This window comes from Desulfobacterales bacterium (genome assembly GCA_034520365.1).
Lineage (GTDB): Bacteria > Desulfobacterota > Desulfobacteria > Desulfobacterales > Desulfosalsimonadaceae > M55B175.
The window spans coordinates 606,389-629,492 of sequence record JAXHNP010000003.1 but is presented as its reverse complement, the minus strand read 5'-3'; the positions used below and the strand labels follow the sequence as shown (position 1 = coordinate 629,492).

General features: G+C 52.4%; 22 protein-coding genes. 4 read left to right on the top strand and 18 right to left on the bottom strand.

What is annotated here, in order from left to right:
• Nucleotides 1-56: 56 nt before the first annotated feature.
• Nucleotides 57-671 (top strand): XRE family transcriptional regulator, encoded by a 615-nt coding sequence (locus U5L07_06140; GenBank protein ID MDZ7831312.1) that lies wholly within the window; start codon nt 57-59, stop codon nt 669-671.
• 4 nt (nt 672-675) lie between these two features.
• Here U5L07_06140 and U5L07_06135 read toward each other — a convergent pair whose 3' ends face one another.
• The 4 genes from U5L07_06135 to U5L07_06120 form a co-directional block, all read right to left on the bottom strand.
• The gene (locus U5L07_06135; protein ID MDZ7831311.1) at nt 676-1,587 is read right to left on the bottom strand and encodes a thiamine pyrophosphate-dependent enzyme; all 912 of its coding nucleotides are present in this window, start codon (nt 1,585-1,587) and stop codon (nt 676-678) included.
• A gap of 230 nt (nt 1,588-1,817) precedes the next feature.
• Entirely contained in the window at nt 1,818-3,011 is a 1,194-nt protein-coding gene (locus tag U5L07_06130; GenBank protein MDZ7831310.1) for a pyruvate ferredoxin oxidoreductase, read from the bottom strand.
• A 4-nt stretch (nt 3,012-3,015) separates the two neighbouring features.
• A complete protein-coding gene (locus tag U5L07_06125) occupies nt 3,016-3,321 on the bottom strand; it encodes a 4Fe-4S binding protein (protein MDZ7831309.1) in 306 nt (101 codons plus the stop codon).
• Nucleotides 3,318-3,884 carry a 2-oxoacid:acceptor oxidoreductase family protein gene (locus tag U5L07_06120; protein ID MDZ7831308.1) on the bottom strand — a complete coding sequence of 189 codons (567 nt, stop codon included), beginning with the start codon at nt 3,882-3,884 and terminating at the stop codon, nt 3,318-3,320. Before U5L07_06120 ends, U5L07_06125 begins: the two co-directional genes overlap by 4 nt.
• 285 nt (nt 3,885-4,169) lie before the next feature.
• On the opposite strand from U5L07_06120, the gene U5L07_06115 reads away from it, so the two are divergent.
• Nucleotides 4,170-5,237: a branched-chain amino acid aminotransferase gene (locus tag U5L07_06115; protein ID MDZ7831307.1), complete on the top strand. Its 1,068-nt coding sequence runs from the start codon at nt 4,170-4,172 to the stop codon at nt 5,235-5,237.
• A gap of 173 nt (nt 5,238-5,410) precedes the next feature.
• On the opposite strand, the gene U5L07_06110 is transcribed toward U5L07_06115, so the two are convergent.
• The 4 genes from U5L07_06110 to U5L07_06095 all read right to left on the bottom strand — a co-directional run bounded on the left by U5L07_06110 (nt 5,411) and on the right by U5L07_06095 (nt 8,679).
• Complete coding sequence (locus U5L07_06110) at nt 5,411-5,857, bottom strand: Hsp20/alpha crystallin family protein (protein MDZ7831306.1); 447 nt, start codon at nt 5,855-5,857, stop codon at nt 5,411-5,413.
• 460 nt (nt 5,858-6,317) lie between these two features.
• Complete coding sequence (locus tag U5L07_06105; protein ID MDZ7831305.1) at nt 6,318-6,617, bottom strand: nitroreductase family protein; 300 nt, start codon at nt 6,615-6,617, stop codon at nt 6,318-6,320.
• Between the two features lie 18 nt (nt 6,618-6,635).
• Entirely contained in the window at nt 6,636-7,958 is a 1,323-nt protein-coding gene (locus U5L07_06100; GenBank protein MDZ7831304.1) for a carbohydrate porin, read from the bottom strand.
• Nucleotides 7,959-8,328: 370 nt separating this feature from the next.
• On the bottom strand, nt 8,329-8,679 hold the full coding sequence (locus U5L07_06095) for a hypothetical protein (protein MDZ7831303.1): 351 nt from the start codon (nt 8,677-8,679) through the stop codon (nt 8,329-8,331).
• A gap of 274 nt (nt 8,680-8,953) precedes the next feature.
• Between U5L07_06095 and U5L07_06090 the strand changes: the two genes are divergently transcribed.
• Together U5L07_06090 and U5L07_06085 are read left to right on the top strand one after the other, a co-directional pair.
• Nucleotides 8,954-9,829, top strand: coding sequence for a methylenetetrahydrofolate reductase (locus tag U5L07_06090; GenBank protein ID MDZ7831302.1), 876 nt, complete (start codon nt 8,954-8,956; stop codon nt 9,827-9,829).
• A 457-nt stretch (nt 9,830-10,286) separates the two neighbouring features.
• Nucleotides 10,287-10,541, top strand: coding sequence for a hypothetical protein (locus U5L07_06085; protein ID MDZ7831301.1), 255 nt, complete (start codon nt 10,287-10,289; stop codon nt 10,539-10,541).
• A gap of 11 nt (nt 10,542-10,552) precedes the next feature.
• On the opposite strand, the gene U5L07_06080 is transcribed toward U5L07_06085, so the two are convergent.
• From U5L07_06080 to U5L07_06035, 10 genes are all read right to left on the bottom strand, one after another.
• Nucleotides 10,553-12,385, bottom strand: coding sequence for a VCBS repeat-containing protein (locus U5L07_06080; protein MDZ7831300.1), 1,833 nt, complete (start codon nt 12,383-12,385; stop codon nt 10,553-10,555).
• 109 nt (nt 12,386-12,494) lie between these two features.
• A complete protein-coding gene (locus U5L07_06075) occupies nt 12,495-13,934 on the bottom strand; it encodes a hypothetical protein (protein ID MDZ7831299.1) in 1,440 nt (479 codons plus the stop codon).
• A 220-nt stretch (nt 13,935-14,154) separates the two neighbouring features.
• A complete protein-coding gene (locus tag U5L07_06070; GenBank protein MDZ7831298.1) occupies nt 14,155-15,675 on the bottom strand; it encodes an AMP-binding protein in 1,521 nt (506 codons plus the stop codon).
• 42 nt (nt 15,676-15,717) lie between these two features.
• Nucleotides 15,718-16,110, bottom strand: coding sequence for a universal stress protein (locus U5L07_06065; protein MDZ7831297.1), 393 nt, complete (start codon nt 16,108-16,110; stop codon nt 15,718-15,720).
• Between the two features lie 26 nt (nt 16,111-16,136).
• Nucleotides 16,137-16,955 (bottom strand): ABC transporter ATP-binding protein, encoded by an 819-nt coding sequence (locus U5L07_06060; protein ID MDZ7831296.1) that lies wholly within the window; start codon nt 16,953-16,955, stop codon nt 16,137-16,139.
• A 146-nt stretch (nt 16,956-17,101) separates the two neighbouring features.
• The gene (locus tag U5L07_06055; protein MDZ7831295.1) at nt 17,102-18,325 is read right to left on the bottom strand and encodes an ABC transporter substrate-binding protein; all 1,224 of its coding nucleotides are present in this window, start codon (nt 18,323-18,325) and stop codon (nt 17,102-17,104) included.
• A gap of 69 nt (nt 18,326-18,394) precedes the next feature.
• Nucleotides 18,395-19,489 (bottom strand): branched-chain amino acid ABC transporter permease, encoded by a 1,095-nt coding sequence (locus U5L07_06050; protein MDZ7831294.1) that lies wholly within the window; start codon nt 19,487-19,489, stop codon nt 18,395-18,397.
• A 3-nt stretch (nt 19,490-19,492) separates the two neighbouring features.
• Complete coding sequence (locus U5L07_06045; GenBank protein ID MDZ7831293.1) at nt 19,493-20,386, bottom strand: branched-chain amino acid ABC transporter permease; 894 nt, start codon at nt 20,384-20,386, stop codon at nt 19,493-19,495.
• Nucleotides 20,386-22,317 (bottom strand): AMP-binding protein, encoded by a 1,932-nt coding sequence (locus tag U5L07_06040; GenBank protein MDZ7831292.1) that lies wholly within the window; start codon nt 22,315-22,317, stop codon nt 20,386-20,388. Before U5L07_06040 ends, U5L07_06045 begins: the two co-directional genes overlap by 1 nt.
• A 1-nt stretch (nt 22,318) precedes the next feature.
• Complete coding sequence (locus U5L07_06035) at nt 22,319-23,080, bottom strand: ABC transporter ATP-binding protein (GenBank protein ID MDZ7831291.1); 762 nt, start codon at nt 23,078-23,080, stop codon at nt 22,319-22,321.
• Nucleotides 23,081-23,104: the final 24 nt, after the last annotated feature.

Here is a 23,104-nt window from a genome sequence, read left to right as displayed (position 1 = left end):
ATAAGGTTTTTTAAGGCTGTCAATTATATTATACAGAATAGATAGGGGAGTCGCAAATGTCCATCAATGAAGATCGATATGAGGTTTTAACCGGGGATATTTCATTATCCGAGCCGGTCACTGTGGAGGCTGTGGGGGAGCGGATCAGAAAAATCCGGGAAGCCAAGGGCCTTTCTTACGAGGAGCTGGCCAATGTAACTGGGTTTGATGTGAATTCCCTGCAACAGATTGAAAAAAATGAAATCCAGCCCCAGCTCGGCACCCTGGTCAAGCTCTCCAAGGCGCTTGACAGCGCATTCAGCCGCCTGGTGTCCGGGGTCGGCGACAAGCTTTATTCAATCACCCGGGAAAATGAGCGCAAGGTGGTTTCCCGTTCAACTAACACCAAAGGCAAACAGTTATATACCTACAAGAGCCTGGCGCCGGAGGTCAAAGGCCGCCATATGGAAGCCTTGACGGTCACCCTGGAGGAGAGTCCGGATCAGGAAACTTCGGTCCACGAAGGCGAGGAGTTCATCTACGTGCTTGAAGGGACCGTGGTTGTGAAAATTGATCAGGAGAAATTTGAGTTGGAGCCCGGCGACAGTATTTATTACCTTTCCACAACCCCGCATATGATCGCGGCCAAAGAGGGGCAGGCAGACATCCTGGCGGTGCTTTACGAAGGATAGACCGTTAGATGAGGCCGCACTCGGCTTCCTTTTTATAAGTCTCCCATTTGGCATCCACTTCCTGCTGGATGGCGGCGATCTGTGCGTCTGAAAATCCCCTGAAGCGGGCCTGGGTTTCGAGGTATTCGGATACCGGTCGCCGCTCCTTTTTAAGCAGGCGGCTGGAGGGACTGCTTAATTCAAACCGCCCGTTTTCTTTTTCGTATAAATCAAACAGTCCGCTCTCAACGGCCAGACGTCCGATTTTTATGCTGTATCGCGGATTAAACCCCCATCCGGACGGGCACGGCGTATGCACATGAATATATTTCGGCCCGGAGATGGTTTTCGCCTTTTTAATTTTATCATACAGATCCAGCGGATAGGCGGGGGAAGCGGTGGCCACATAGGGAATCCCATGGGCCGCCAGAATGGCCGGAACATCTTTGTTCTTCTGTTTTTTCCCGGAAATCGGGGTCGTGGTGGTCAATACCCCCTGGGGCGTGGTGCCGGAGCGCTGCACGCCGGTATTCATATACGCCTCATTGTCATAGCAGATAAAAACAAAATCCTCCCCGCGCTCACACGCCCCGGAGAGCGCCTGAAGACCTATGTCGCTGGTGCCCCCGTCACCGGCCCAGGCGGCCACGGTGGTGGAAGTGTTTTTTTTCGCCCGCATGGCGCCAAGGATGCCCGTGGCTGCGGCCGCGGTGGAGGCAAAGGTCACATTGAGACAGGGCAGCTGGGTGGCGGCAATGGGATATAGCCCCTGCAGCACTGTGAGGCAGCTGGGCGGCACCACCAGAATCGTGTCCCGTCCCAGGGCTTTCAGCCCGATCCGGTAAATAAGGCCTAAACCGCAGCCTGCGCAGGCCCGGTTTCCCGGATGAACCAGTTCGTCTTCCGGCAGGTTGAGGATGGTTGTTTTTTCAGCCATTTTTATATCCTATTATATGTTCTGTTATATTTTAATTAAAAGATATTGGCTTCTTCTAAGTAACTTAATCGTACTCAGTCCCGCGCAAGCGGGACGGTTCTCGTACTCGTGATCGTACTCGAAATAATTAAAAGCCGATTACGAGCACGAGTACGCGTACGAGTACGAATCAAAAGTTACTTTCTGCAAAAATGCTGTGGCGATGGTATAAACCAAATTTTGCGAAGCCATCACATTTTCAGCCCGATCCATTGGGGCATATCCTCAGGCCCAATCTTTTCGGAGCACGACTGATGAAGCGCCGCTTTGAGCTGCTGGGTCTGGATTTCCCGGCCGCCAAGCCCCAGGATGTAGTTGTGGATAAACGGCCGATTGTCTGAATGATAGAGCGCGGCCTTGATGTCCGTATATAAGGCCCCTTCATAGCCGTAGCTGAGCGCTTTTTCCATTACAATGATTCCTCTGGCCGCGCCAAAGGTTTCCCGAACGGCCGCATCCGGAAACGGGCGGTGCACCCGGAGGCCGCATACCCCGATATTGAGGCCGTCCTCCCGCAGGACGTCGACCACGTCCCTTAGCTGATATGAAAGCGATCCCATGCATACGGCGATATATTCGGCGTTTTCAAGTTTGTAGGGTTCCAGATAGCAATGCCCGCCCCGGCCAAAGGTGTCGTAGAATTTTTCATCCACGGTTTTGATTACATCAAGCGCATCCCTCATGTCCGTATGGAGGTTGTGGCGGATCTCCATATAGCCGGGCGCTGTATGACCGCGCACATCCGGCCGGATATCCGGCAGGGTCACGGTGTTTAAGTTGCAGGGGGCTGCCGGATCCAAAGCGTATTCAGGCGCATATGCGGGAAGAAACTTGTCTACAGTGCCGCTTTCCGGAATGTCAAAGGGCATATAGGTATGCGACAGCAAATAGCCGTCGTAGCAGACCATGACCGGGATGCTTACGGTTTCGGCAATGGCAAAGGCCTGGATCACCGTGTCAATGATCTGCTGATGGTCGCAGGCAAAAAGCTGAATCCAGCCGGCATCCCGCTGGGAAATCGCGTCCTGCTGGTCGTTCCAAACGGTCCATGGGGCGCCGATGCCGCGGTTGACAACGCACATCACAATCGGCAGGCGGGCGCCGGCCGCCCAGTGCAGCTGTTCGCTCATGTACAGCAGTCCGTTTGCGCTTGTTGCGGTAAACGCCCGCGCACCTGCGCTGGATGCGGCAATACAGACGGACAGGGCGCTGTGTTCGCTTTCCACCGGGATATATTCGGCATCCATTTTTCCGGAATCGACAAATTCGGACAGCTTTTCAGTCAACGGCGTCTGGGGCGTAATAGGGTATGCGGCCACCACCTGGGCCCGCGCCAGCTTGACCCCGTTGGCGGCTGCCACGTTGCCGGATTCAATGACATGCATAGGGTTATTTCTCCTCTTTGATGTAGACGGTTTCTTCGACCATGGTAATCGCCCCCACAGGGCATTCTTCCGCGCAGATTTCGCAGCCTTTGCAGTATTCGTAATCTATGGTCGGGGGAATGGTCCGGGTGATCACCCCGTCCGGGCAGTAAAGCCAGCAGTTAAAGCAGGCGGCCTTGTTGCGTTTGGCGGGAATGCATTTTTCAAGGTCGATCACAGGGCGAAGCACCCGCCAGGAGCCGGTTCGGCCCCCGTCTCCGGGGCCGGGCTCACTTCTTGAAATCCGGCAGGCATATTTTTTTTCGGTCATCGGGATTCTCCAACTAGGGTATTTTCATAGGTTACACGGGCGGCTTCAACATTTTTTTCCGGGTTGCGGCCTTCAAATTCCTCGGTGATGGCCTGAAGCAGGGGCTCCAGATCCAGCAGGCCGGTGGCTTTGGCAAACAGGCCGATCATGCCGGTATTGATGATGCCCGGCGGCAGCCCGACGCGCGGGGCAATGGAACTTACATCCGCGGTGGATACGTTCATGCCCTCATAGGCGTAATCCGCCGGCGGCCTCGGGGTGTTGATCATGATGAGTCCCCCGGTCCGCAGCCCGCCGGCTACATCCACCTCTTTTAATAAGAGATGATCAAACACCACGACCATATCCGGCGCAGTGATCGGCGAGAGATCATAGATTTTGTGTTTGGAGATTTTCAGTGAGGTCAAGACCGGCGCCCCCCGGCGCTCCGTGCCGAAAGTAGGCGTCATGACCACCCCTTCATACCCCGAGGAAAAGGCGGCGCCGGCCACAATCTTGGCCGCTGTAATGGCCCCCTGTCCCCCCCGGCCGTGCCAACGGATTTGAGTGATATCTTCTCGCATTGCCTGCCCTTTAATTTTTTAATCCGGATCAATTGATGAATGAAGCTGTCTTGTATTGGCTTAAAAGGCAAAAATTAAGAAAATTATCGGTTTTGTCAAGGCTTTTAACCGGTCGGGCCGCCCGTATCCGGCCGCTTATAACCCAAATGGATCGCATTAAACCGCCGCCTGACTGAATTTCTCGTTTGCGTTAAAATAAATTTTCTTGATCATGGTGATGTGCATGGTAAAGAATATAAAAATATTTTGAATAATCACCTCATCATTTCGGATATGGAGAAAAGCATGACACTTAGCATCAAAACCACCGATCAGTTAAAAGAGCTGCCAGAGGAGTCCGAGCTAAGCTTCGGAACTGTTTTTACGGATCACATGTTTAATATGGATTATAACCTGGAAAATGGGTGGCACAACCCCCGGATCGAGCCCTACCATAATTTCACCCTGGATCCGTCAACCATGGTGCTGCATTATGGTCAGTCCATTTTTGAGGGGTTAAAGGCGTTTAAAACTCCGTCCGGGGGGATCAATCTGTTCCGGCCAATGGAAAACTTCAAACGGTTCAACCGCTCCGCGCACAAGCTTTGTATTCCGGAGCTTGACGAAGACTTTGCCCTGGAGGCCCTGATGGAGCTCCTAAGAGTCGAGAAACGCTGGGTGCCTTCTGCGCCGGGGACCTCCCTTTACATACGGCCCACGATCATCGCCACAGATCCGTTTTTAGGGGTCCGGGCCTCCTATACCTATCGGTTTTTCATCATTTTATCGCCGGTCGGGGCCTATTATAAGGAAGGGTTTAATCCGGTTAAGATCTGGGTCACGGACAAGTACGTTCGGGCCGTGCGCGGCGGAATGGGCGAAGTCAAAACCGCGGGCAATTATGCGGCCAGCCTCTATGCCGGCGAAGAAGCCCACCGGCAGGGCTATACCCAGGTCCTGTGGCTGGATGGCGTGGAGCTCAAATATGTCGAGGAAGTCGGTTCCATGAATATTTTCTTTGTGATCGACAATGAACTGGTGACGCCTTCGCTCAGCGGCAGCATCCTTTCAGGCATTACCCGGGACACAGTGATCCGTTTGGCCCGCCAATGGGGCATGCCGGTAACCGAGCGCAGACTCAGTATCGATGAACTGGTGGATACCTATGACGCCGGTAAGCTGCAGGAGGTTTTCGGCTCCGGCACGGCAGCGGTGATTTCACCGGTTGGCGAGATCAAATACCGGGATAAGCAGATGTTCGTGGGGGACGGCCAGGTCGGGCCCTGGGCCAAGAAGTTTTTTGATGCGATTACGGATATTCAGTACGGCCGGGCTGAGGACCCGGAGAACTGGACGCTGCCGGTAAAGGTGTAGGGTATAGGGTGTAAGGTGTTGGGTGTAGGGTATAAGGTGTAAGGTGTTGGGTGTTGGGTATTAGGTGTTGAGGTTTGGGGGGTGGCAGATGGCCTGCCTAAACCAACTCTAAAGTTTGGGCATAAAAAAACCCGGACGGTTCTGGGAGATCGTCCGGGTTTTTTCACGCCGTTTTATTTGATATCGATTTTCTTCGTTTTGGTCTTTTCTGTTTTGGGAACGGTGATTTTCAGTGTTCCGTCCTTATAACTTGCCTCGATCTTATCGGGATCAACTCCGTCCGGCAGGGTAAATGCCCGTTGAAATTTGCCGTATGCGCTTTCCCTGCGGTAGTAGTTTTCTTCATTGATATTTTCTTCGTGTTTACGTTCACCTTTGAGTGTCAGCACATTGTCTTTTACATCAATGCTCACATCCTCTTTTTTGACGCCCGGCAGGTCCGCTCTGATCACAATGTTGTCGCCTTCTTCATAGGTATCCACTGTCGGACGCCAGTCAAACAGTGCCATCTCGCTTTCCTCGCCGCCCGGGCGGGCAGGGAATGTATCCTCAAACAGTCGGTTGATACGATCCTGCAACGTCGGCAGCGTAGTCCATGGATCCCATCTTACCAGTGCCATAATGTCACCCCCTTTTTTACTGATTTATATAAATTTCAGTTGTCTATTTCCTTTTCAGTTTTAAAATTAATACATCGGATCTGCTCGTCAAGGGGGGGGGAGTTTATTTTTTTTATCAATGGATGACAGTCTTGTAATTTGATTTCATTCACCTAATACCCAAAACCCGTAAAGTCACTTAGAAGTATTCCCCCCGGGCCGCCGCCCGGGACCGAGCCTAAAAATAACTTTAAAGGCACTGAGGCACGGTAAATTTGTTCTATCTATTTTTCAGGCGGGCACGGTGGCCCGCCCTACGAATGGGGAAAAACCCGATTCATCGTAGGGTCGGCCACCGTGCCGACCATAAATTCTTGATTTCATTAACCTAATACCTAATACCCAAAACCTAATACCCGTGAAGTTACTTAGAAGTATAAAATAATATACAGGCAAACGCCAACCCGACGCTTGCATGCAATTAGTCGCCCGGAAATCCAACCGTCTGGGCCAGCGTAATATGCTGTTCCGCGCGCAGATTCATGATTTTGGCGAGCTGTGATCGGGGCACCGAGCCCCTGACCACGGTGGCAAGGCCGGCTGAGGCGCAGTAAAGGTAGACGTTCTGGCTGATGAACCCGGTATCAGCGGCCGCATAAAATCTTTTCCGGTCTTCGTCCGCGCCGCTCATTTTTGAATAATCCGCCACATAAATTAAATTGATGGGCGCGTCCGCAATAAACCCCTGCGTGCCGGTTTCAGCCCGGATATCTTTCTCCAATACCGGATCAAGCCGATGTTAGATATCCACTTTTACCCGAAGCCCCATAATCAATGCGGTCTCCACGAACTGATTGGCGGGGTCGACAATCTGAAAGTTCGGCGTGATATGGAGCCAGGGGGCGGCGGTGATGTCGTAATAAAATTCCATTCCCTGCTCATCGTCCAATATAAAGAGATAATCCGGCAGTTCGTCGCTTATGGCCGTAAAATAATATCCCAGTCCGAGTGTATCCTCTGGGCGATCCGGAATGATGCCGGTGGTGCTCAGGCCGAAGCTGCAAAACCATTCAAAGGGATTGGTGGCCTCATCCGCATACCCCAGTCTGAGAAAATAGCCGATACCCTGTTGCGGTTCGGTTTCTTCAAAAAACCGGAACTGGTCATAATTAAAATAAATACACCAGGTTTCATCTTTTCCCGGCCGGATAAGGGATGGATCTTTCGGGATATGGGAGAATTTCAGCCAGTCGTCCGGCACGGCCAGGCCGTAATCTTTGGTCCCGACCGAGAGCCCCAGCAGCTGATTGGCGCTGCGGCCAAGAACATCGAGAGAGATGCGGTATTCCATGGCAAGGGTTGCGCCGTCATCAAATGCCTCGTCAAGTCCGATTTTATTGGGCTTCCCGTTTGGGTCGAGTACGGCCAGGGAAAAGGCGGCTTTCTCTTCGGTGTCCTGCAGAAAGAAACCGCCGCCCAGGGCGGCATACGGGATGGTCTGCAGGGTGACCGGATTAAATACCAGGTTCTGGTTTGAAAACTGGGTCTTACCCCGGCCGCCGGCCAATGCATTGGCATCCCGCCCCAGGGTTTCCAGTTTCCCGAAAAAGACGCCGGTCTTTGAAGAAATCCGATGGTAGTAGGCGATGCTGGTCATGACGGTTTCGTTTTTATGCGCCAGCGGGTACAATCCGTCCGTGTTTTCCGCGTGCAGTGAGCCGGTGTCGGCATTGATAAAATCGCCGAATCGGGTTTCCGCAAACAGCCGGACATACCCGCCCTGCCATAAGCCGAGTTTTTCAAAATCAAAGGCCAGCTCAAGGTCCAGCGATCCGCCGGCCTCGCCGTCTTCGCGGATGCCGCCGGAAAGCACATTCTGGTAGCCGGTTACCGTGTCCATGGATAGCCGGATGCCGTTTTTATACAGATCCGTCCGCCACGTACCGAATCGATCGGTCAGTGCCGGGTTAACGGTGGTCTTGTTTAAAAAATCGGGGATCGGCCAGAGGGTCTCCCGGCTGTTTGCCGCGCCAACCGGGGGTTGCGGCAGAATGAAATAAAAAATCGAAATGAAAAATGCCAGGATGCTCAAAAATCGGGTTATATTTTTTTCTGTTTGCATATGCATGGATGTGTCATCCGGTCAGCGGGATGAGAGTTTTACGAAACCTAGCATGGACTGGGCAAAAATAAATCCCGGTAACAGGAGGTTTTATTAATTGGCCAGCTCCTGGAGCCGGTCAATATTTAACTTCCAGCGGGGCGGCAGCTGAAAAAGGACCGGCCCCAGTTTATCGCCAAGGCTTCCGGCATAGGGCCTTTCCAATGATTGTAATTCCAGCCGGAAGTGCCGATATGAAGTTTTGGGGGTACCATGATTTCCCTGCAAGCGTTTTTAAATCTTAAATGGATATGCTCAACAATAACAGTATCCGCGCAGAAATGCAATCGCCTGAATTTAATGGTTAAATAATAGGGATAAGGCCGGGGGGTCAGTTGATGTCAGCGCTTGTGTGGCCGGCGCCGTCATTGAAGATCAGCGCAACCGCTTTTTTATTTTTGGCATCATATAATTTTACCACGGATTCGGCGATGATGGCGATATTGTCCGCATTCGGGAAAAAAATGGGAGTTCGCAGGGCGGCGATCAGGTCAAGGCCCCCTTGGGCGATGGCCTTGAAAATGGCTTTGGCCTCATAGGTCTCCTCATGAAGAAATGTGTAATCCTCGGGACGCAGCAATCCAGGGCTCACATTTTTAAGGCGCTTGTCAATAATCGCATACTCCCGGATTTTAAGTTTTTTTTGCTGGCTATCCTTAATTATTTCATATTTTTGAAGCAAAGCCGCCTCCTTTCAGGCATAATAGACCTCTTTACATAATATAACAGGATTTACTTGGGCGTCAAATTATTATTTTTAAGAAAATCAGAAAGTTTTAAGGCTATGCGTAGCGGGCCGGCGCGGGCCGGGACGTTTTTTGAAGCTTCCGATTTTAAAAATTTGAAACGCTCAATTTAGGAAAGATTGTCTTGACAACCCCGGGGGCATTTTAAAATACTGTGCAGTTCTGGTTTTAATTGATTATCAAATTCGCACAGGAGGAAAATTTAAGATTATGCGCGTGACAGAGCTTTATGAAAAAAAGGCCCCGGTGGTGTCCATGGAATTTTTTCCGCCCCGCGATGAGGCGGCAGCGGAAAAATTCGATGGTATTGTGGATAAATTGGCGGAGCGCGGCCCCGATTATATGACGGTGACCTTCGGGGCGGGCGGCTCAAACCGGGACGGCTCCTATCAGACGGTAAAAAAACTGGTTGAGGAAAAGAATCTGCCCACTGTTGCCTATCTTGCAGGCTATGGGCTGGGGCCGGATGAAATAACCGAAGTGCTGGATAATTATAAGGCGCTCGGGATTGAGACGATTTTTGTGATCCGGGGGGATAAGCCTAAGGATGAAAATTTTGCCCCTCATCCGGAAAGCTTCTCTTATGCCTCGGATATGATCGGCTTTATCAAGGATCGGTATGATTTTGCGCTTGGATGCGCGGCCTATCCCGAAGGCCATGTGGAAGCGGAAAGTCTGGACAAAGACATTGAGGCGATCAAAAAGAAACAGGATAGCGGGGCGGCCTACATCGTATGCCAGTACTGCTATGACAATCAGTATTTCTTTGATTTCGTTGATAAGTGCCGGGCAGCCGGTATTACCGTCCCTATTATTCCGGGGGTTATGCCGGTCTACACCATCAAGCTCACCAATATCTTATCCAAAGTATGCGGCTCCACCATTACGGATGAACTGCAGCAGAAATTGGACGCAATGGCTGACGCGGATAAGGAGGCGGTGCTTCAGATGGGGATTGATTTTGCCGTTGATCAGTGCCGGGGGCTGTTAAAAGAAGGCGTTTCGGGATTGCACTTCTATACTATGAACCGGAGCAAATCCACCAGTGAGATTATTGATCGGCTGCGGGGGGAGAATCTGCTTTAGGAATGACGGCTTCGCAAAAAGCGGTTGAAGCCGTGGGCGTGCCATTTTTGCCGAAAGTAACCCAAAAAGGTGCATAAAATCCGTCCATACTGTCATTTCGAGCGGCAGCGAGAAATCTTAAGATTCCTCGTTGCTGGCGCGCCTCGGAATGACAGTTGCGGAAGACTCCGGAATAAAAGCATATATTATTGAGTTTTACACCTAATACCTAATACCCAAAGTTCCTTGAAAGTATTCCCCCCGGGCTGCCGCCCGGGACCGAGCCTATAAGTAACTTTAAAGGCACTGAGGTACGGTAAATTTGTTCTATCTATTTTTCAGGCGGGCACGGTGGCCCGCCCTACGAATGGGGAAAAACCCGATTCATCGTAGGGTCGGCCACCGTGCCAACCATAAATTATTGATTTAATTAACCTAATACCCGTGAAGTTACTTAGAAGAAAACAGGGCCCTGAATATGCCGAAACGACCGGTAACCCCAACCTATATCGTTTTTTACATTCTATTCCTGCCAGATACGTGGCAGATTCTGATGGGCATCGGGCTCGCCCTGCTGGCGCAGCAATTTGCCACAACCCCTGAGATGGCCGTTTCTTCCAAAGTCCTGATCTTTATCATGCTGGCCACCATCGGCTATACGATCACGCGCCTGCCGGCCAGGTGGATCGCAGGAAAAATTAAAAAGTTTTTTCTGGGCGAGCGGCAGCAGTAGGCACAGGGTTTCTATTCCATTCTTAGCAGGGCAAAGCCCTGGGCGTCTTTAACCAGAATGAAAATCTCGTCTTTATCCTCTCCGCGCATAAATGAAAAATCCAGAATATCCTTGGCTATGGCTTTGGATGTATAGGTCTGCCGGACGGCCTCGCCGGTCCATTGAACAGCCACCAGGCTGTCCCGGGCATTCTCTTTGCCGATGAGGCGTTTAAGCTTTTCCAGTCCCCAATCCATTTCGCGCTGTTTATTGATGGTAAAAACCTGCTCATCATAGGCTGGTTTCAGGCTAAAGCGCCTGGGCGCAAAGCAGTCTGCCGACGTTTTTTTGTCAAACCCGCCGAGAAATTCCGGTTCTTCAAGGGCAACCGGATAAGAGAGGATTTCATAGGCTCCGAATTCTTGATCCGTCATTGCCATTATTTTTTCAGTTTCCGCGTGATAGACGCTGATGTGATGGCCGGGTTCAAGAATCATTATGTTCTCAGGATATCCCGGCAGGCGGCTGAATTGATATAAGGAATAAACGCCCTTTGCCGGGGCATATGTGGAAGTGGACAAACGGCCGTCATCTGCCGGATCAATTTTTAGGATGGCACCGGTATAAGGCTCGTATTCGCCCTTGGCCTGGCCCAGCAATACCGGTTTCCCGTCGGGTTCGGAAATGACGCGCAGATAAAAAGGAATGTCTTTTTTTATCGGCTGAAGCCGGTGGTCCTGAATGCTTAAAATCTGAGCGCATAAGCGGGTGCTCCAGGCATCGACCGCTATTTTCCGCTGTCCCAGGGTCACGGCCAGCTCATCCCGGCCGTCCCGGTTCAGATCCATGGCATGGAGATGGAGGCCGATGATGCCGTCTGTGTCAAATGCATAATCGTATACGGATTGCAGGCTGTTATCGATTTTGTGAAAGACCTGGACCCTGTCATTATTTAAAAGCACAAATTCTAGTGCCGGCGTCTCATCAAGCTGGCAGATGACCAGTCGCTGGAATTTATCGGGAAGCCGAAGCGGCTGAAAGTCATTTCCGGCTTCGGTGCTGACGGTTTGAAAATTTGGTGATCCGGGCTCAGCCGGAGATGGCCGGAGCTTGGCATCTGTGGCGGGCGGCGCAGCTTTCTCGGGTTTCTCCTGCCTGTGGGGCGTGTCCGGCACCCGGGCAGGTGGTTTGGTTGCCGGCATGAACTCTTCGCCCGCAGAATCTTTTGTCTGAAACGCCTGGTCACAAGCCTGGGCTTCGGAATAGAAAGTTTTTCCGGAATACAAGGATTGCAGCTTGGTGACCAGGGTGTTTCCTGTGCCTTCCAATCGCAGCAGAAGTCCGTATTCCTGACCTGACGGGATATGCGAAAGGGCGTCGATTTCCAAAACCGGGTAATGGTGATCCAGCAGTTTTTGAAGCAGCTTCTGATACGGGGCAAACCCGTTTTTTTCGGAAATATTGGAATACAGGCAGATCAGCGGGGCGGCGGGGGTGGCCACCGGATCGCCCGATTCCGGCGGCAAATCTTCAAATACCGCAACCTGCCGGGCCACATAGCTGTTGCCGGTCAAGCGCTCGATTTGCAATACGCCGATCTGCGGGAGCAGGGCATCAGGCGTGTTGGGGGGCTGGCGAAGAATTAAAAGTTCCCGGCCTTTTTCAAGGGAGGCTTCGTTTTTGGGGAAAAGTAGCCGGTGCTGATGTACGGCGGAAATTTTTGATATGATCTTTTGCTGATCCGGAAATGCGGTATCCAGATAGGTGAAAAGCCCCTGATAATCCGGTAAAGCGGCAGAAGCCGGCGCCGCTGCCCACAGGAGACTAAGGGCCGCCAAAAGTCCGACAAACCTTTTTTTTAACATTTTCTAGTGCCTCGCCTGATGAATTAGCCTTAGAATAACAGAAAAAGGCCGGACTTGTCCGGCCTTTTTTCCTTTTTTGTGCGCCAAAATAATTAATTGATCCAGCGGACTAAAATGTCCATTTCATCTCAATCGTGTCCACAAAAGCCATTTCATCAAAACCCGGGCCCTGCAGATCTTCAATACCATCGCCGGGATCGAAGATTGAAATCACATTGCCCAGTGAAAAGTGCTTGTTGAAATGATAGGTCAGCTGCAAATCGAATTCCCAGCCCATGGCATCGTCGATGCTCTTTTCTTCAACATCCTCCAGCGCGCCGGTTTCCGCCATCCAGAAATACTGTAATTGGGTTTTGTAGGACCAACTGTTCATTCCGCCGTGGGTGCCGACTCCTAGACTATACATGCCCGGACTGTTGGCATTGGCTGAGTTGCTGATGCCGCCGTATCCGGGGGCGCCCCCGAGGGTGTCAAAGGTGTTGCTGTAAAGATGAGAGCCGGCCACCGGAAGGTATCGGTAAATGATGCCGTTCTCAAGACCGAAGGGGCCGGCATAGCGGGAGATATTGGTAATCGGGTTAAACGCTTCAATGTCATCGTCCGTTGCGTCGTCATCGCCGGAGATATAATAACCGCCGAAGTAGGGATTAACCGAACCGGAAACAGCGGCTTCGATTGCGGCAAAGCCGCCATATGCGGAAATATCAGCCTCACCACCGGTGGCCGTGAAGTTGTCTTTATCTCCCAGCGCATAGACGAATTCGGCTTTGGGTTTGAGGTTGCCCATTTTCCCATACGCCTGAATGCCTAAGTAATGCACATCCGCTTCCCGGGCCTGATTATCGCTGTAGCCATAGAAAGGCGCTACTTTTAAGGAGCCGGCAGGGAATGTGGCCTTGGCGGTATAGACCTGCCAGTCATCCTCATCACCATTGCCGTCCATGGTTGCCCAGTCATTTATGAGAAGGGCCAGGAGTTCCCATTTAACATCATTCATGTTGCCGGACAGGCTGATATAGGGATGGTCGTCGCCGTAGAACAAGCCGCCGGTTTCCAAATCCACCCAGGTTGTGTTCCAGCCGGTTTCAAGGGTTGCCGGCATGCCGTGGGAAGTGAAATCGTAGCTGAATGCCAGTTTTTCGACCGCAAAGTCCTCGCCGGTCATTCCCAGGTCATTGCTGATTTCCCCGGCCCGAACGCCGCGGTCCACGTTGCCTTTATCCAGCGCAAAATCGCTTTCCAGCATGGACATAAATTTCCAGTTTTCGCCGCCGCCTTTTATTCCGAGCCGAAATTCATTCCGGACGGTGATCTCATCGTTGTCAATAATTCCGCCCTCGTCAAGCAGCCAGTCAAAGTCGGTATCATCATCATTGAAATCCATATTGCTTACAAAATGCGGAAATGTTTTCAAGGTGCCGAAAAGTTGAATGCCCACATCCGTGGTTACCGGTGTGACCTTGCCCATGCCCATTTCGGCCAGAGCCGGGCCGGCCAGAAAGGCCACGCTGGTAAAAACTAAAAACATAAAAATTGTCAGTCGTTTCATTGGTCCCCCCTTTTTTTCTTTTGATCTGAGTTTCAAAAAGTTTCCCCCAACCATGCAAGCCATTTATTCCATAGGCTGTCCTCCTTTTTATTAAATAGTTTCCTGATATTATTTATATTATAAAGAAATAATAGTAAAATCAATATATTTATAAGGATATATATAAATTTTCCAAAAAAAGCAGAAGCTTAAGTTTTGGCATAGCAAAATAGACGATTCTTTATCCGCGGCCGAAACGTTCCTTGATTTTTTCCCGATCCGGCGTGCCATCGGCTTTTAAGGGAAAATCCGCTGTCATCTCTACATAATGGGGCTTTTTAAACCGGGCGATCCGTTCGCCGACGAAATCGATGAGTGTTTGCGCCTCAAGCGTTTCTCCGGCTTTTAACAGGCAAACGGCCTTGATCCCTTCCTTCCATTTGGGGTCCGGAACACCGAAAACCACCGTATTCTCAATCGCCGGGTGCTCCAGAATGACCTTTTCCACCTCCGCGGGATAGACATTTTCCCCGCCCGGTTTGATGAGTTCCTTTTCCTCTTTGCGGCCCGCATAGTATAAAAAGCCGGCCTCGTCGAATTTTCCGGTATCCCCGGTATGATGCCAACCCCCGCGAAACGTATGGGCATTCTCGTCAGGTAGATTCCAGTACCCCTGAAAAATCAGGGGGCCCTTCATAACGATTTCCCCGACCTCTCCCGCGGCTAAGGGGTGGCCGTCATCATTGATCGTGCGGACATCCGAGAGAATGACCGGCCGGCCCACCGAGCCGGGCGCATCATTGTATCGGCCGATGGTTGTCATCATGGCCGTCTCGGTTTGGCCGTACATACAAAAATACGTACCCTGGGTCATTTCCTGATATCTCTCGATGTCTTCGGCTGTGCCCAGACCGATGACCGATTTGAGGGAAGATAATTTGTGGTTTCCTTCGCCGGCCGCCGTCAGGATGGAGTTTAGAATGGGCGGAAAGTCAAAAATCAGGGAAACTTCGAACTCATCAATCAGGCCGGCGGCATGGGCGGCGTCGAACTTGGTCATGTTGACGTTTAAGGCGCCGCACTGAAAGGCGGCCGCCGCCATGAACAGGCCGGCCACATGAAAAAGGGGCAGCAGATTCAAATGAACGTCCTTTTCCGAGAGCCCGAAATAATAGTTTAGGTGCAGGCAGGCGCACATCAAGTTGGCGTGGCTTAGCAGCGCCCCACGCGGCCGGCCGCCCACCGCCGCGGTATGGATAATGAGAAAACCGTCATCATTTTTGACGTCAGCAGGTACAAATGATTCGGTTTGATTTGTCAGTGAGGCAAACGAGTCATATTCGCCGCTGTCTGTCTTTAAATTGAAGAACCGCATGTCAGAAGGCAGTTTCTGACGATGGGCGTTGATCGTTTCCTGGAATTCCGCATCCGCAAACAGGAGTTTAGGCGTGCCGTCGCTTAGATTGTAGCAGGCTTCTTCGCCGCTCAACCGCCAGTTAACCGGGAGCATGATCGCCCCTAAAGCGGCGGCCGCGCCATAGAGCAGGAAGAACTCCGTACTGTTTTTGCCGAATACCCCGAGCCGGTCCCCTTTTTGAATGCCTTCGGCTTTAAGCCCCGCAGCCAGTCGATCGACCCGGGCTTTTACCTGGCCGAATGTGAGCGCCTGTTTGGTATCGACATCGTGCCATGCCGATGATGTTGAATAAATATCGGCATTGCGGCGGATTAGATCATAGTAGGTAAAATCATACAGTCCCATGGCTGTTTTCCCGTCTGGCTGGGGTTTTTGAAATGGTTCCCATTACTTAACCGTAACGACCGGACACGGGGCCTTTAAAATAATAAACTGGGCGGTTGAACCGAGAATAATTTTCTGGGCGCGCGATTTTTTCTTGATGCCGACATATATCAGGTCGATTTCCTTTTCCTGGGCGAATTGAACGATGTCTTCCCCCGGTGACATGCCCCGGGCCAGCTGATGGGTTTCGCACGCCACGCCGGCCTCTTGGATAAATTTTTTGGCCGCATTCAGTCGGGATTCTATTCGGTCAATGGTTTTTATTTTTTCCGCAGCCCCGCCTTCCATGGAATTCATTACCAGCACTTTGGCATTGAAGATTTTTGCGTGATCCCGCGCCAGCGCCAATGCCGTATTAGAGACATCCGTGCCGCTATATCCCACTAAAATATTCATGAGTTTTTCCTTCTCCGGATGACCGATTACATCCAGCGTTTACGCCGTTTGTAGGATTTGACTTCTTTAAACGATTTGCGCCCCCCGCCCCGGGTGATGCCCATGTAGAATTCCTTGACATCCGGATTGTTCTTTAATTCCTTGGACGGGCCTTCCAGGACGATTTTGCCGGACTCCATGATATAGGCGTACTGGGACACTTCCAGGGCGATCTTGGCATTCTGCTCGACAACCAATATGGTGGTATTCAATTCCTCATTGATGGTGCGGATATTTTCAAAGATTTCTTTGACCAGAAGCGGTGCAAGGCCGAGAGACGGCTCATCGAGCATTAGTACTTTGGGCGCGCTCATCAGGGCTCTGGCGATAACGATCATCTGCTGCTCTCCGCCGGAGCAATACCCGGCCAGGCGATTGGTGATATTTCCCAGCCGGGGAAAATGCTTGTACATGAGCTGATGGTCGGCATTTATTGCATGCTGGCCGTCTTTTCGGGTGATGGATCCGACCCGGATATTTTCATCCACGGTCAGATGTTTAAACACCCGGCGCTCCTCGGGCACCATCACAGCCCCCAGTTTGACCACCTGCGTACCCAGCACATTGGTGATGTCTGTTCCCCTGAATTTGATGTATCCATCCCGGATAAACCCGTTCTCCGGTTTGAGCAGACCGCTGATGGCCCGCAGGGTGGTGGTCTTGCCCGCTCCGTTAGTCCCCAAGAGCGCAACGATCGCCCCCTCCGGCACCTGAAGGCTGACCCCCCGAAGCACCTGGACGATATCGTGATAGACCACTTCAATGTTGTTGACTTCGAGCAAATGCCCGTTACTTTTTGCCGCCATGTACTTAAAACCCGCTATTCAATGTTTTTCAGACCCGTTGCCGGGCGATTTCGCTGATGCAGGGAGGCGATCACCCGGTAAAAAGGGGGTTGAGGCAATTTTTATCATTTAATTTACCGCAACCCCCTTTTGTCGGGGGGCGCGACTTACTTGATTTTATCCGTATACTCCGGGATAAACGGTTTGCCTACAGCCCGGAACTCCCCATTCTGGACCGAATAGAGCTGCAGGGTATCAACACCCTGGTGATCGTCTTTCGAATAGGTCACCGGGCCCACGGCAGTGCCGGAGTAAAAGGCGTTCATGCCGTTCATTGCCAAAAGCTCCTGGTAAAGGGTTTTTTTGTTGATTTCTTCACCTTTGGCCTTGGCCCGCTGGATCACCTCTGTGGCCACCTCTGCGACAATGATGCCGGCCGCATAGTTGTGGGAGTTGGCGGTTTTGTCATCCCGGCCGTAACGCTCGGCGAGCGCCATCTGGGTGTCAGCGGCGTAGCTGTCCTCACTGGTGGTAATAAAGGAAGTGGTCCAGTAGAAATTTTCCGCCGCCTTGCCGGCCAGGGCGATCAGATCGTTTCCGCCCGTGTAATGGGCGCCCATAAATGTGATTTTGCCTTTTTCACCAAAGCTTTTGGCCACCAGATCCATACGGCTGGCGCCTTTTAAAAGGGTGGCCACCGGCGACTGCACCGTATGGCTGATGACATACTGGACATTTTTGCTTTTCCAGCGCTGAAGCATGCCGGTCACATCCAGATCCTTACCGTGCTCCACGACCTCCACGATTTCCATATCAAGCCCCGCTTTAACCGCGGCTTTGACATCTTCCACCGGGCCTCTCCCGAATGCGGACGGATGCACGTACATGGCCACTCTGGGTGTTTTGCCGTCATGATTGGCCACCAGGTATTCGGCCAGACCGATGGCCTGGGCGGAATAGGAGGCGATGGGCAGAAAAACATAGTCCGAATCCTCTATGTTGCCTGCGTGATAGGAGGCCGGCAGGGTCGGCATCTTTACCTCCTCAAAATCCCGTTTCAGCGCCAGGGTGCTGCCGGTTGAGTAGTTGAGGTAAAAGACCATGCCCATGTCCAGGTATTCTTCGAAATTGCGTTTGGTGATGGCGGTCTCGTACTTGTCGTCCCGGATCTCATATTTGATGGTGTCCTTGCCAAGCAGCTTCATGTCATTGGCGTAGCGGAAATAATCCTCCACGCCCTTGGCATAGGGATTTCCGGCGTCGGATGTCGGGCCGGTGATGGCAAGCGACAGCCCGATCATGTATTCCTCAGCCACTGCCGAGACCGGCATGGCCAGCATGAGGACAACTACGGATACAATGATCCCAATGGATATTTTTTTCGTTTTCATTTCCCCCTCCTTGCTTTTTGGTTAGTTTCAATCGGTTTTCAAGTGATTCGGGAAAACCGGCGGCCGGAATCAATAGCGAAACGGCCACAATTTTACGTATGAACGCAAGATCCGCCACCAGTTGGCGATCCCGCGCGGCTCAAACATGAGAAAAAGCACGATAACCAAACCGAAGCTCAAAGGGCGCAGGCCGGTCGCCAGGTCAAGAGAGGAAGGCAGAAGATGGCCGGCCCATTCGGCCAGATTCTCCATTTGCAGATCCAGCATCTTTATGGCCGCCGGCCCGAAAAAGGTCCCGGGCAGAGACCCCAGTCCGCCGACGATGGTCATGGCCAGGTATTGAATCGATTCATGCAGGGTAAAGGTTTCAAATCCCGCGCCCCGGTTCAGGTAGGCCTGCATGGCGCCGGCCACCCCGGCAAAAAAACCGGCCAGTCCGAATGCCGAAACTTTTGTAAACCCCGGATGCATGCCCATAGCATCGGCCGCCCGGTCGTTGTCCCGGACAGCCACGAGGCTCCGGCCATAGCGCGTGCGCAGAAGATTTCGGACGCCGAATCCAAGGACGACCACTGTTGTCAAAAGCGCATAATACCAGAAATTGTAGTGCACGCTTCTGCCCACCTCGCCGGTGAACCAGTATACGCGGCCCACATATATAAATTGCCCCTGATTAAAAAAATCCATGAATCCCACGACCCATTGGAATATCATTTGAAAAGAAAGGGTGGCCATCAGCAGATACAGGTGCCTTAGCCGAAGCGCCGGCAGTCCCACAATCAAGCCGAAAACCGCGCCTGTCAATCCGCCGGCGACAATCATCAGCGGCCAGGCGTGGGTGATCAGCACATGCTGATCCCCGATGATTTGGGCCAGGCAGGCCACGGTATAGGCGCCGACCCCCACGAAGGCCGCGTGGCCGACGGATATCAGACCCCCGAAACCGGTGACCAGATTCAAGCCCAAAACCGCAATGACGGCCACGAGAATGTTGTCAAAGATCAGCATGTACTTGCTGCTTGCCTCAATGAAAAGCGGCCAGGCAAAAAGCGCGGTCAGGAAAGCCGCGAAAAGCAGCCGGTCGATATGGGTGAAGAAAATGCGCTGTTCTTCTCGGTAGGTGGTGAAATAGTTGCCTGTTGCCAACCAACGATTTGCTGACATAGTCTACACCCGTTCGATTTCGTGTGTGCCGAATAAGCCGTGCGGCTTGAAAAGCAGTAACACCAGCAGCAGAATATAGGGCAGCACCTGGCCGGTGCCGTTCAAGCCCCAGTTGCCGTCCAGGTAGCCCCCGGCGAACTGCTGTATGAGTCCCATGAGGATGCCTGCCACCACCGCCCCCAGCAGCGAATCCAGCCCGCCTAAAATCACCACCGGGAAAACCAGGATGCCGAAGGCGTGGAGCGTATCAAAATTAAGCCCCGTAATATTGCCGAGAATCCCGCCGGCTGCGGCCGCTGTCAATCCGGCGGTGGCCCATGCCAGCCCGAACACCTTGGGCACCGAGATGCCGATGGACATGGAGGCCATCTGGTCGTCGGATACGGCCCGCATGGATATGCCCACGGTGGATTTTTTGAAAAACCAGGAAAACGCCCCGATCAGGATAAAGGTGATAACCACGCCCGCCACCTGGGTGTAGGAAAGGTACGTTCCCCATAACATAATCGGCTCCCGGGGCAGAAACGGGGGGAATGAAAAGTTCTCCGAGCCGAAAGGGGTGAGATAGATCAGCCCGTCGATAATCGACATCAGGCCGATGGTCACCATGATAACCGAGATGATGGGCTCGCCGATCAGGCGCCGCAGAAAGATCCGCTCCACGCTCATGGCCAGGAAAAAGGTGATGATCATGCTCATCACAAACGATAGGTAGATAGGGATGCCCACCCATACCGTGAGAACATACATGATATAGGCGCCGGTGGCGATAATCTGACCGTGGGCGAGATTTAAGACCCGGCTCGACTTGTAGATCAGTACGAATCCGATGGCGGCCAGGGCATAAATGGAGCCCACCACAATCCCGCTGAAGACAAGTTGCAGAAAATAGCTCATCAGTTTTCTTCCATTGTGTAAAAACGGAGTTTGGTTTGAATAGTGGTCGTCTGACCGTCCTGATACTGATAAAACGCCTCGACCTGCTTTTCCGAAACCGCCTCGTCATATAAGGCTTCATAAAGGTCATTGTATTTTTCGCGCACAAATTTGCGGCGGATTTTGCCGGTTTTGGTCAATTCCCCGTCGTCAACATCCAGCAGTTTATAAAGAATCGCGAATCGGTGGATTTTAAAATGTTCTTTTTCCGCGTTCTGATTGATTTTGACGATCTCGTCATAGATGAGATCGGCGACCTCCGGCTTGGCAGAGAGATCCATGAAGGTTGAAAAGGAAATACCCCGGTCCTCGGCCCATTTGCCCACCACGATGGGATCGACATTAATGAGGGCCGCCACGTAGTCCCGCTGATCCCCGAAAACCACCGCCTCTTTGATGTAGGGGCTGAATTTGAGCCGGTTTTCAATGAACATGGGGGAAAACATTTCTCCCTGGTTGTTGTGCATGACGTCCGAGACCCGGTCGATGACCACCAGGTGGCCGTTTTCATCGATATAGCCGGCATCGCCGGAATGAAGCCATCCGCCTTCAAGCAGCTCTGCGGTTTTTTCCGGCTGTTTGTAGTAGCCCGGGGTTACTGAATCGGATTTTGACAGGATCTCACCCTTTTCCGAGATCTTGCACTGGGTGCGGGGCAGGGGCTTGCCCACCGTGTCGGGCCGGACATCGCCGTCGCGGTGCATATAGGCAATGCCGACGATTTCGGTCTGGCCGTAGATCTGTTTGAGGTTGACGCCCAGGGCCTGGTAGAAGGTAAACAGTTCCGGCCCCAGGGCCGCACCTCCTGTGTAGGCGCGGCGGAGGCGGAGAAACCCGATCTGGTTGATCAGCGGCCGAAACATCATCTGTTTGCCGATCCATGCCTTCAGTCGCAGCGCAAGGGGCATTTTTTTGCCGGTCATCCGGTATCTGGCCGCCCGTTCGCCGATTTTCATGAAATAGTTGTAGCAGAGTTTGTTAAAGCGATAGGATTCATCGATTTTCAGCCAGATCTGGGAGCGGATGGTTTCGTAAATCCGGGGGGCGCCGAACATGAAATGCGGACCGATCTCCTTTAAATCCGACATGGCGGTTTCCACGGATTCGGGAAAATTGACCGCGATGCCCGTGGCCATGGCCACGCCGAAAGAGTTCATCTGTTCGCCGATCCAGGCAAAGGGAAGAAAGGAGAGGTATTCATCCGATGGATCCAGGGGGTCGGCCTCGGTTAGCTGCAGGCCCATGTTGATGTAGTTCTTGTGCGTCAGCATGGCGCCCTTGGGAAGTCCTGTGGTGCCCGAGGTCAGGCACAGGTGACAGATATCGTCCGGACGGGTTTGATCGACCAGTTTTTCGAATAAATCCGGATCCCGCTGGTGGGCCTTATCGCCCAACTTGTACAAATCCTCGATGAACATAAACCAGTCATCCGACTGGTAGCTGCGCATGCCCCGGCTGTCTTCGTAGATGACTTTTTTGACATTCGGGATTCTATCCCGGACTTCGATGACTTTGTCGACCTGCTCCTGATCGTTGCAGAAGACCACGCTCACATCCAGGGAATCGATGATCTGGCCGATTTCGTCAGGCAGGGTGGTCTGATAGATGCCCGCGGAAATCCCGCCCAGGGCCTGGGCGCCGATGGCCACATAGAGGACCTCCGGAATGTTGTCGGAGATGATGGCGATTTTATCATCTTTGCCAAAGCCGATTTGTTGAAGGCCCAGGCCGGTTTTGCGGGTATAATCGTAGTACTGGTCCCATGAGTAGCTGATCCAGCGGCCGAAATCCTTTTCCCGAAGCGCCGTCTTCTCGCCGCTTTCTTTGACCCGCCAGCGCAGGAGCTGTGGAATACTCAAACTTAACAGGTAGTCTCTGTCCTGGGTTTTCAATCTATTGTTCCCCGATGTAGGCTTCAATAACATTGGCATTTGACGCAACTTCCTTCGGCCCGCCCGAGCCGATGACTTCTCCGAAATCAAGTACATAGATTTGATCCGATATGTCCATGACCACGCCCAGGTCATGCTCCACGAGAACGACCGTGATGTCCCATTCGTTTTTAATATCCATGATAAAGCGGACGATATCTTCCTTTTCCTCGATGTTCATGCCGGCCATGGGTTCATCCAGCAGAATGAGCCTTGGCGCCAGCGTGAGGGCCCGGGCCACTTCCACCCGCTTCTGAACGCCGTAGCTTAAGTTGCCCACCACTTGCTTGCGATAGGGCTCAAGCTCCATGAAGTCGATGACCGCTTCCACATGTGCCCGGTTTTCCGCCTCCACCCGGGAGGCCTTGCCAAGGAAGAGAAAGGCGTTTATCAGGTTGTAGCGAAGCTTCTGGTGCCGGGCCAGCATGAGGTTGTCCAGAACAGAGAGGCCGCGGAAGAGCTCCAGGTTCTGGAAGGCCCGGGCAATCCCCATGCTTGATACCCGGTGCGGTGAGGCTCTGGTGAGCCGGTGGTCGCCGTAATGGATTTCACCCTTGGTTGGATGGTAGAATCCGGAGATGCAGTTTAACAGGCTGGTCTTGCCGGCGCCGTTGGGACCGATGATCGAGGTGATCAGTCCCTGCCGGATTTCTATTTGCACCGAAGAGAGGGCGTGAAGTCCGCCGAAAGTAAGGGTCACATCCGAAACGCTTAGATTTGCCATAATGCTCTCAAGTGTTTGAAGTGA

Bases quoted from the DNA above. Each gene is read 5' to 3' on its own strand.
- U5L07_06140 (MDZ7831312.1), top strand. From the start codon at position 57: ATGTCCATCAATGAAGATCGATATGAGGTTTTAACCGGGGATATTTCA.
- U5L07_06135 (MDZ7831311.1), bottom strand. From the start codon at position 1,587: ATGGCTGAAAAAACAACCATCCTCAACCTGCCGGAAGACGAACTGGTT.
- U5L07_06130 (MDZ7831310.1), bottom strand. From the start codon at position 3,011: ATGCATGTCATTGAATCCGGCAACGTGGCAGCCGCCAACGGGGTCAAG.
- U5L07_06125 (MDZ7831309.1), bottom strand. From the start codon at position 3,321: ATGACCGAAAAAAAATATGCCTGCCGGATTTCAAGAAGTGAGCCCGGC.
- U5L07_06120 (MDZ7831308.1), bottom strand. From the start codon at position 3,884: ATGCGAGAAGATATCACTCAAATCCGTTGGCACGGCCGGGGGGGACAG.
- U5L07_06115 (MDZ7831307.1), top strand. From the start codon at position 4,170: ATGACACTTAGCATCAAAACCACCGATCAGTTAAAAGAGCTGCCAGAG.
- U5L07_06110 (MDZ7831306.1), bottom strand. From the start codon at position 5,857: ATGGCACTGGTAAGATGGGATCCATGGACTACGCTGCCGACGTTGCAG.
- U5L07_06100 (MDZ7831304.1), bottom strand. From the start codon at position 7,958: ATGCAAACAGAAAAAAATATAACCCGATTTTTGAGCATCCTGGCATTT.
- U5L07_06090 (MDZ7831302.1), top strand. From the start codon at position 8,954: ATGCGCGTGACAGAGCTTTATGAAAAAAAGGCCCCGGTGGTGTCCATG.
- U5L07_06085 (MDZ7831301.1), top strand. From the start codon at position 10,287: ATGCCGAAACGACCGGTAACCCCAACCTATATCGTTTTTTACATTCTA.
- U5L07_06080 (MDZ7831300.1), bottom strand. From the start codon at position 12,385: ATGTTAAAAAAAAGGTTTGTCGGACTTTTGGCGGCCCTTAGTCTCCTG.
- U5L07_06075 (MDZ7831299.1), bottom strand. From the start codon at position 13,934: ATGAAACGACTGACAATTTTTATGTTTTTAGTTTTTACCAGCGTGGCC.
- U5L07_06070 (MDZ7831298.1), bottom strand. From the start codon at position 15,675: ATGGGACTGTATGATTTTACCTACTATGATCTAATCCGCCGCAATGCC.
- U5L07_06065 (MDZ7831297.1), bottom strand. From the start codon at position 16,110: ATGAATATTTTAGTGGGATATAGCGGCACGGATGTCTCTAATACGGCA.
- U5L07_06060 (MDZ7831296.1), bottom strand. From the start codon at position 16,955: ATGGCGGCAAAAAGTAACGGGCATTTGCTCGAAGTCAACAACATTGAA.
- U5L07_06055 (MDZ7831295.1), bottom strand. From the start codon at position 18,325: ATGAAAACGAAAAAAATATCCATTGGGATCATTGTATCCGTAGTTGTC.
- U5L07_06050 (MDZ7831294.1), bottom strand. From the start codon at position 19,489: ATGTCAGCAAATCGTTGGTTGGCAACAGGCAACTATTTCACCACCTAC.
- U5L07_06045 (MDZ7831293.1), bottom strand. From the start codon at position 20,386: ATGAGCTATTTTCTGCAACTTGTCTTCAGCGGGATTGTGGTGGGCTCC.
- U5L07_06035 (MDZ7831291.1), bottom strand. From the start codon at position 23,080: ATGGCAAATCTAAGCGTTTCGGATGTGACCCTTACTTTCGGCGGACTT.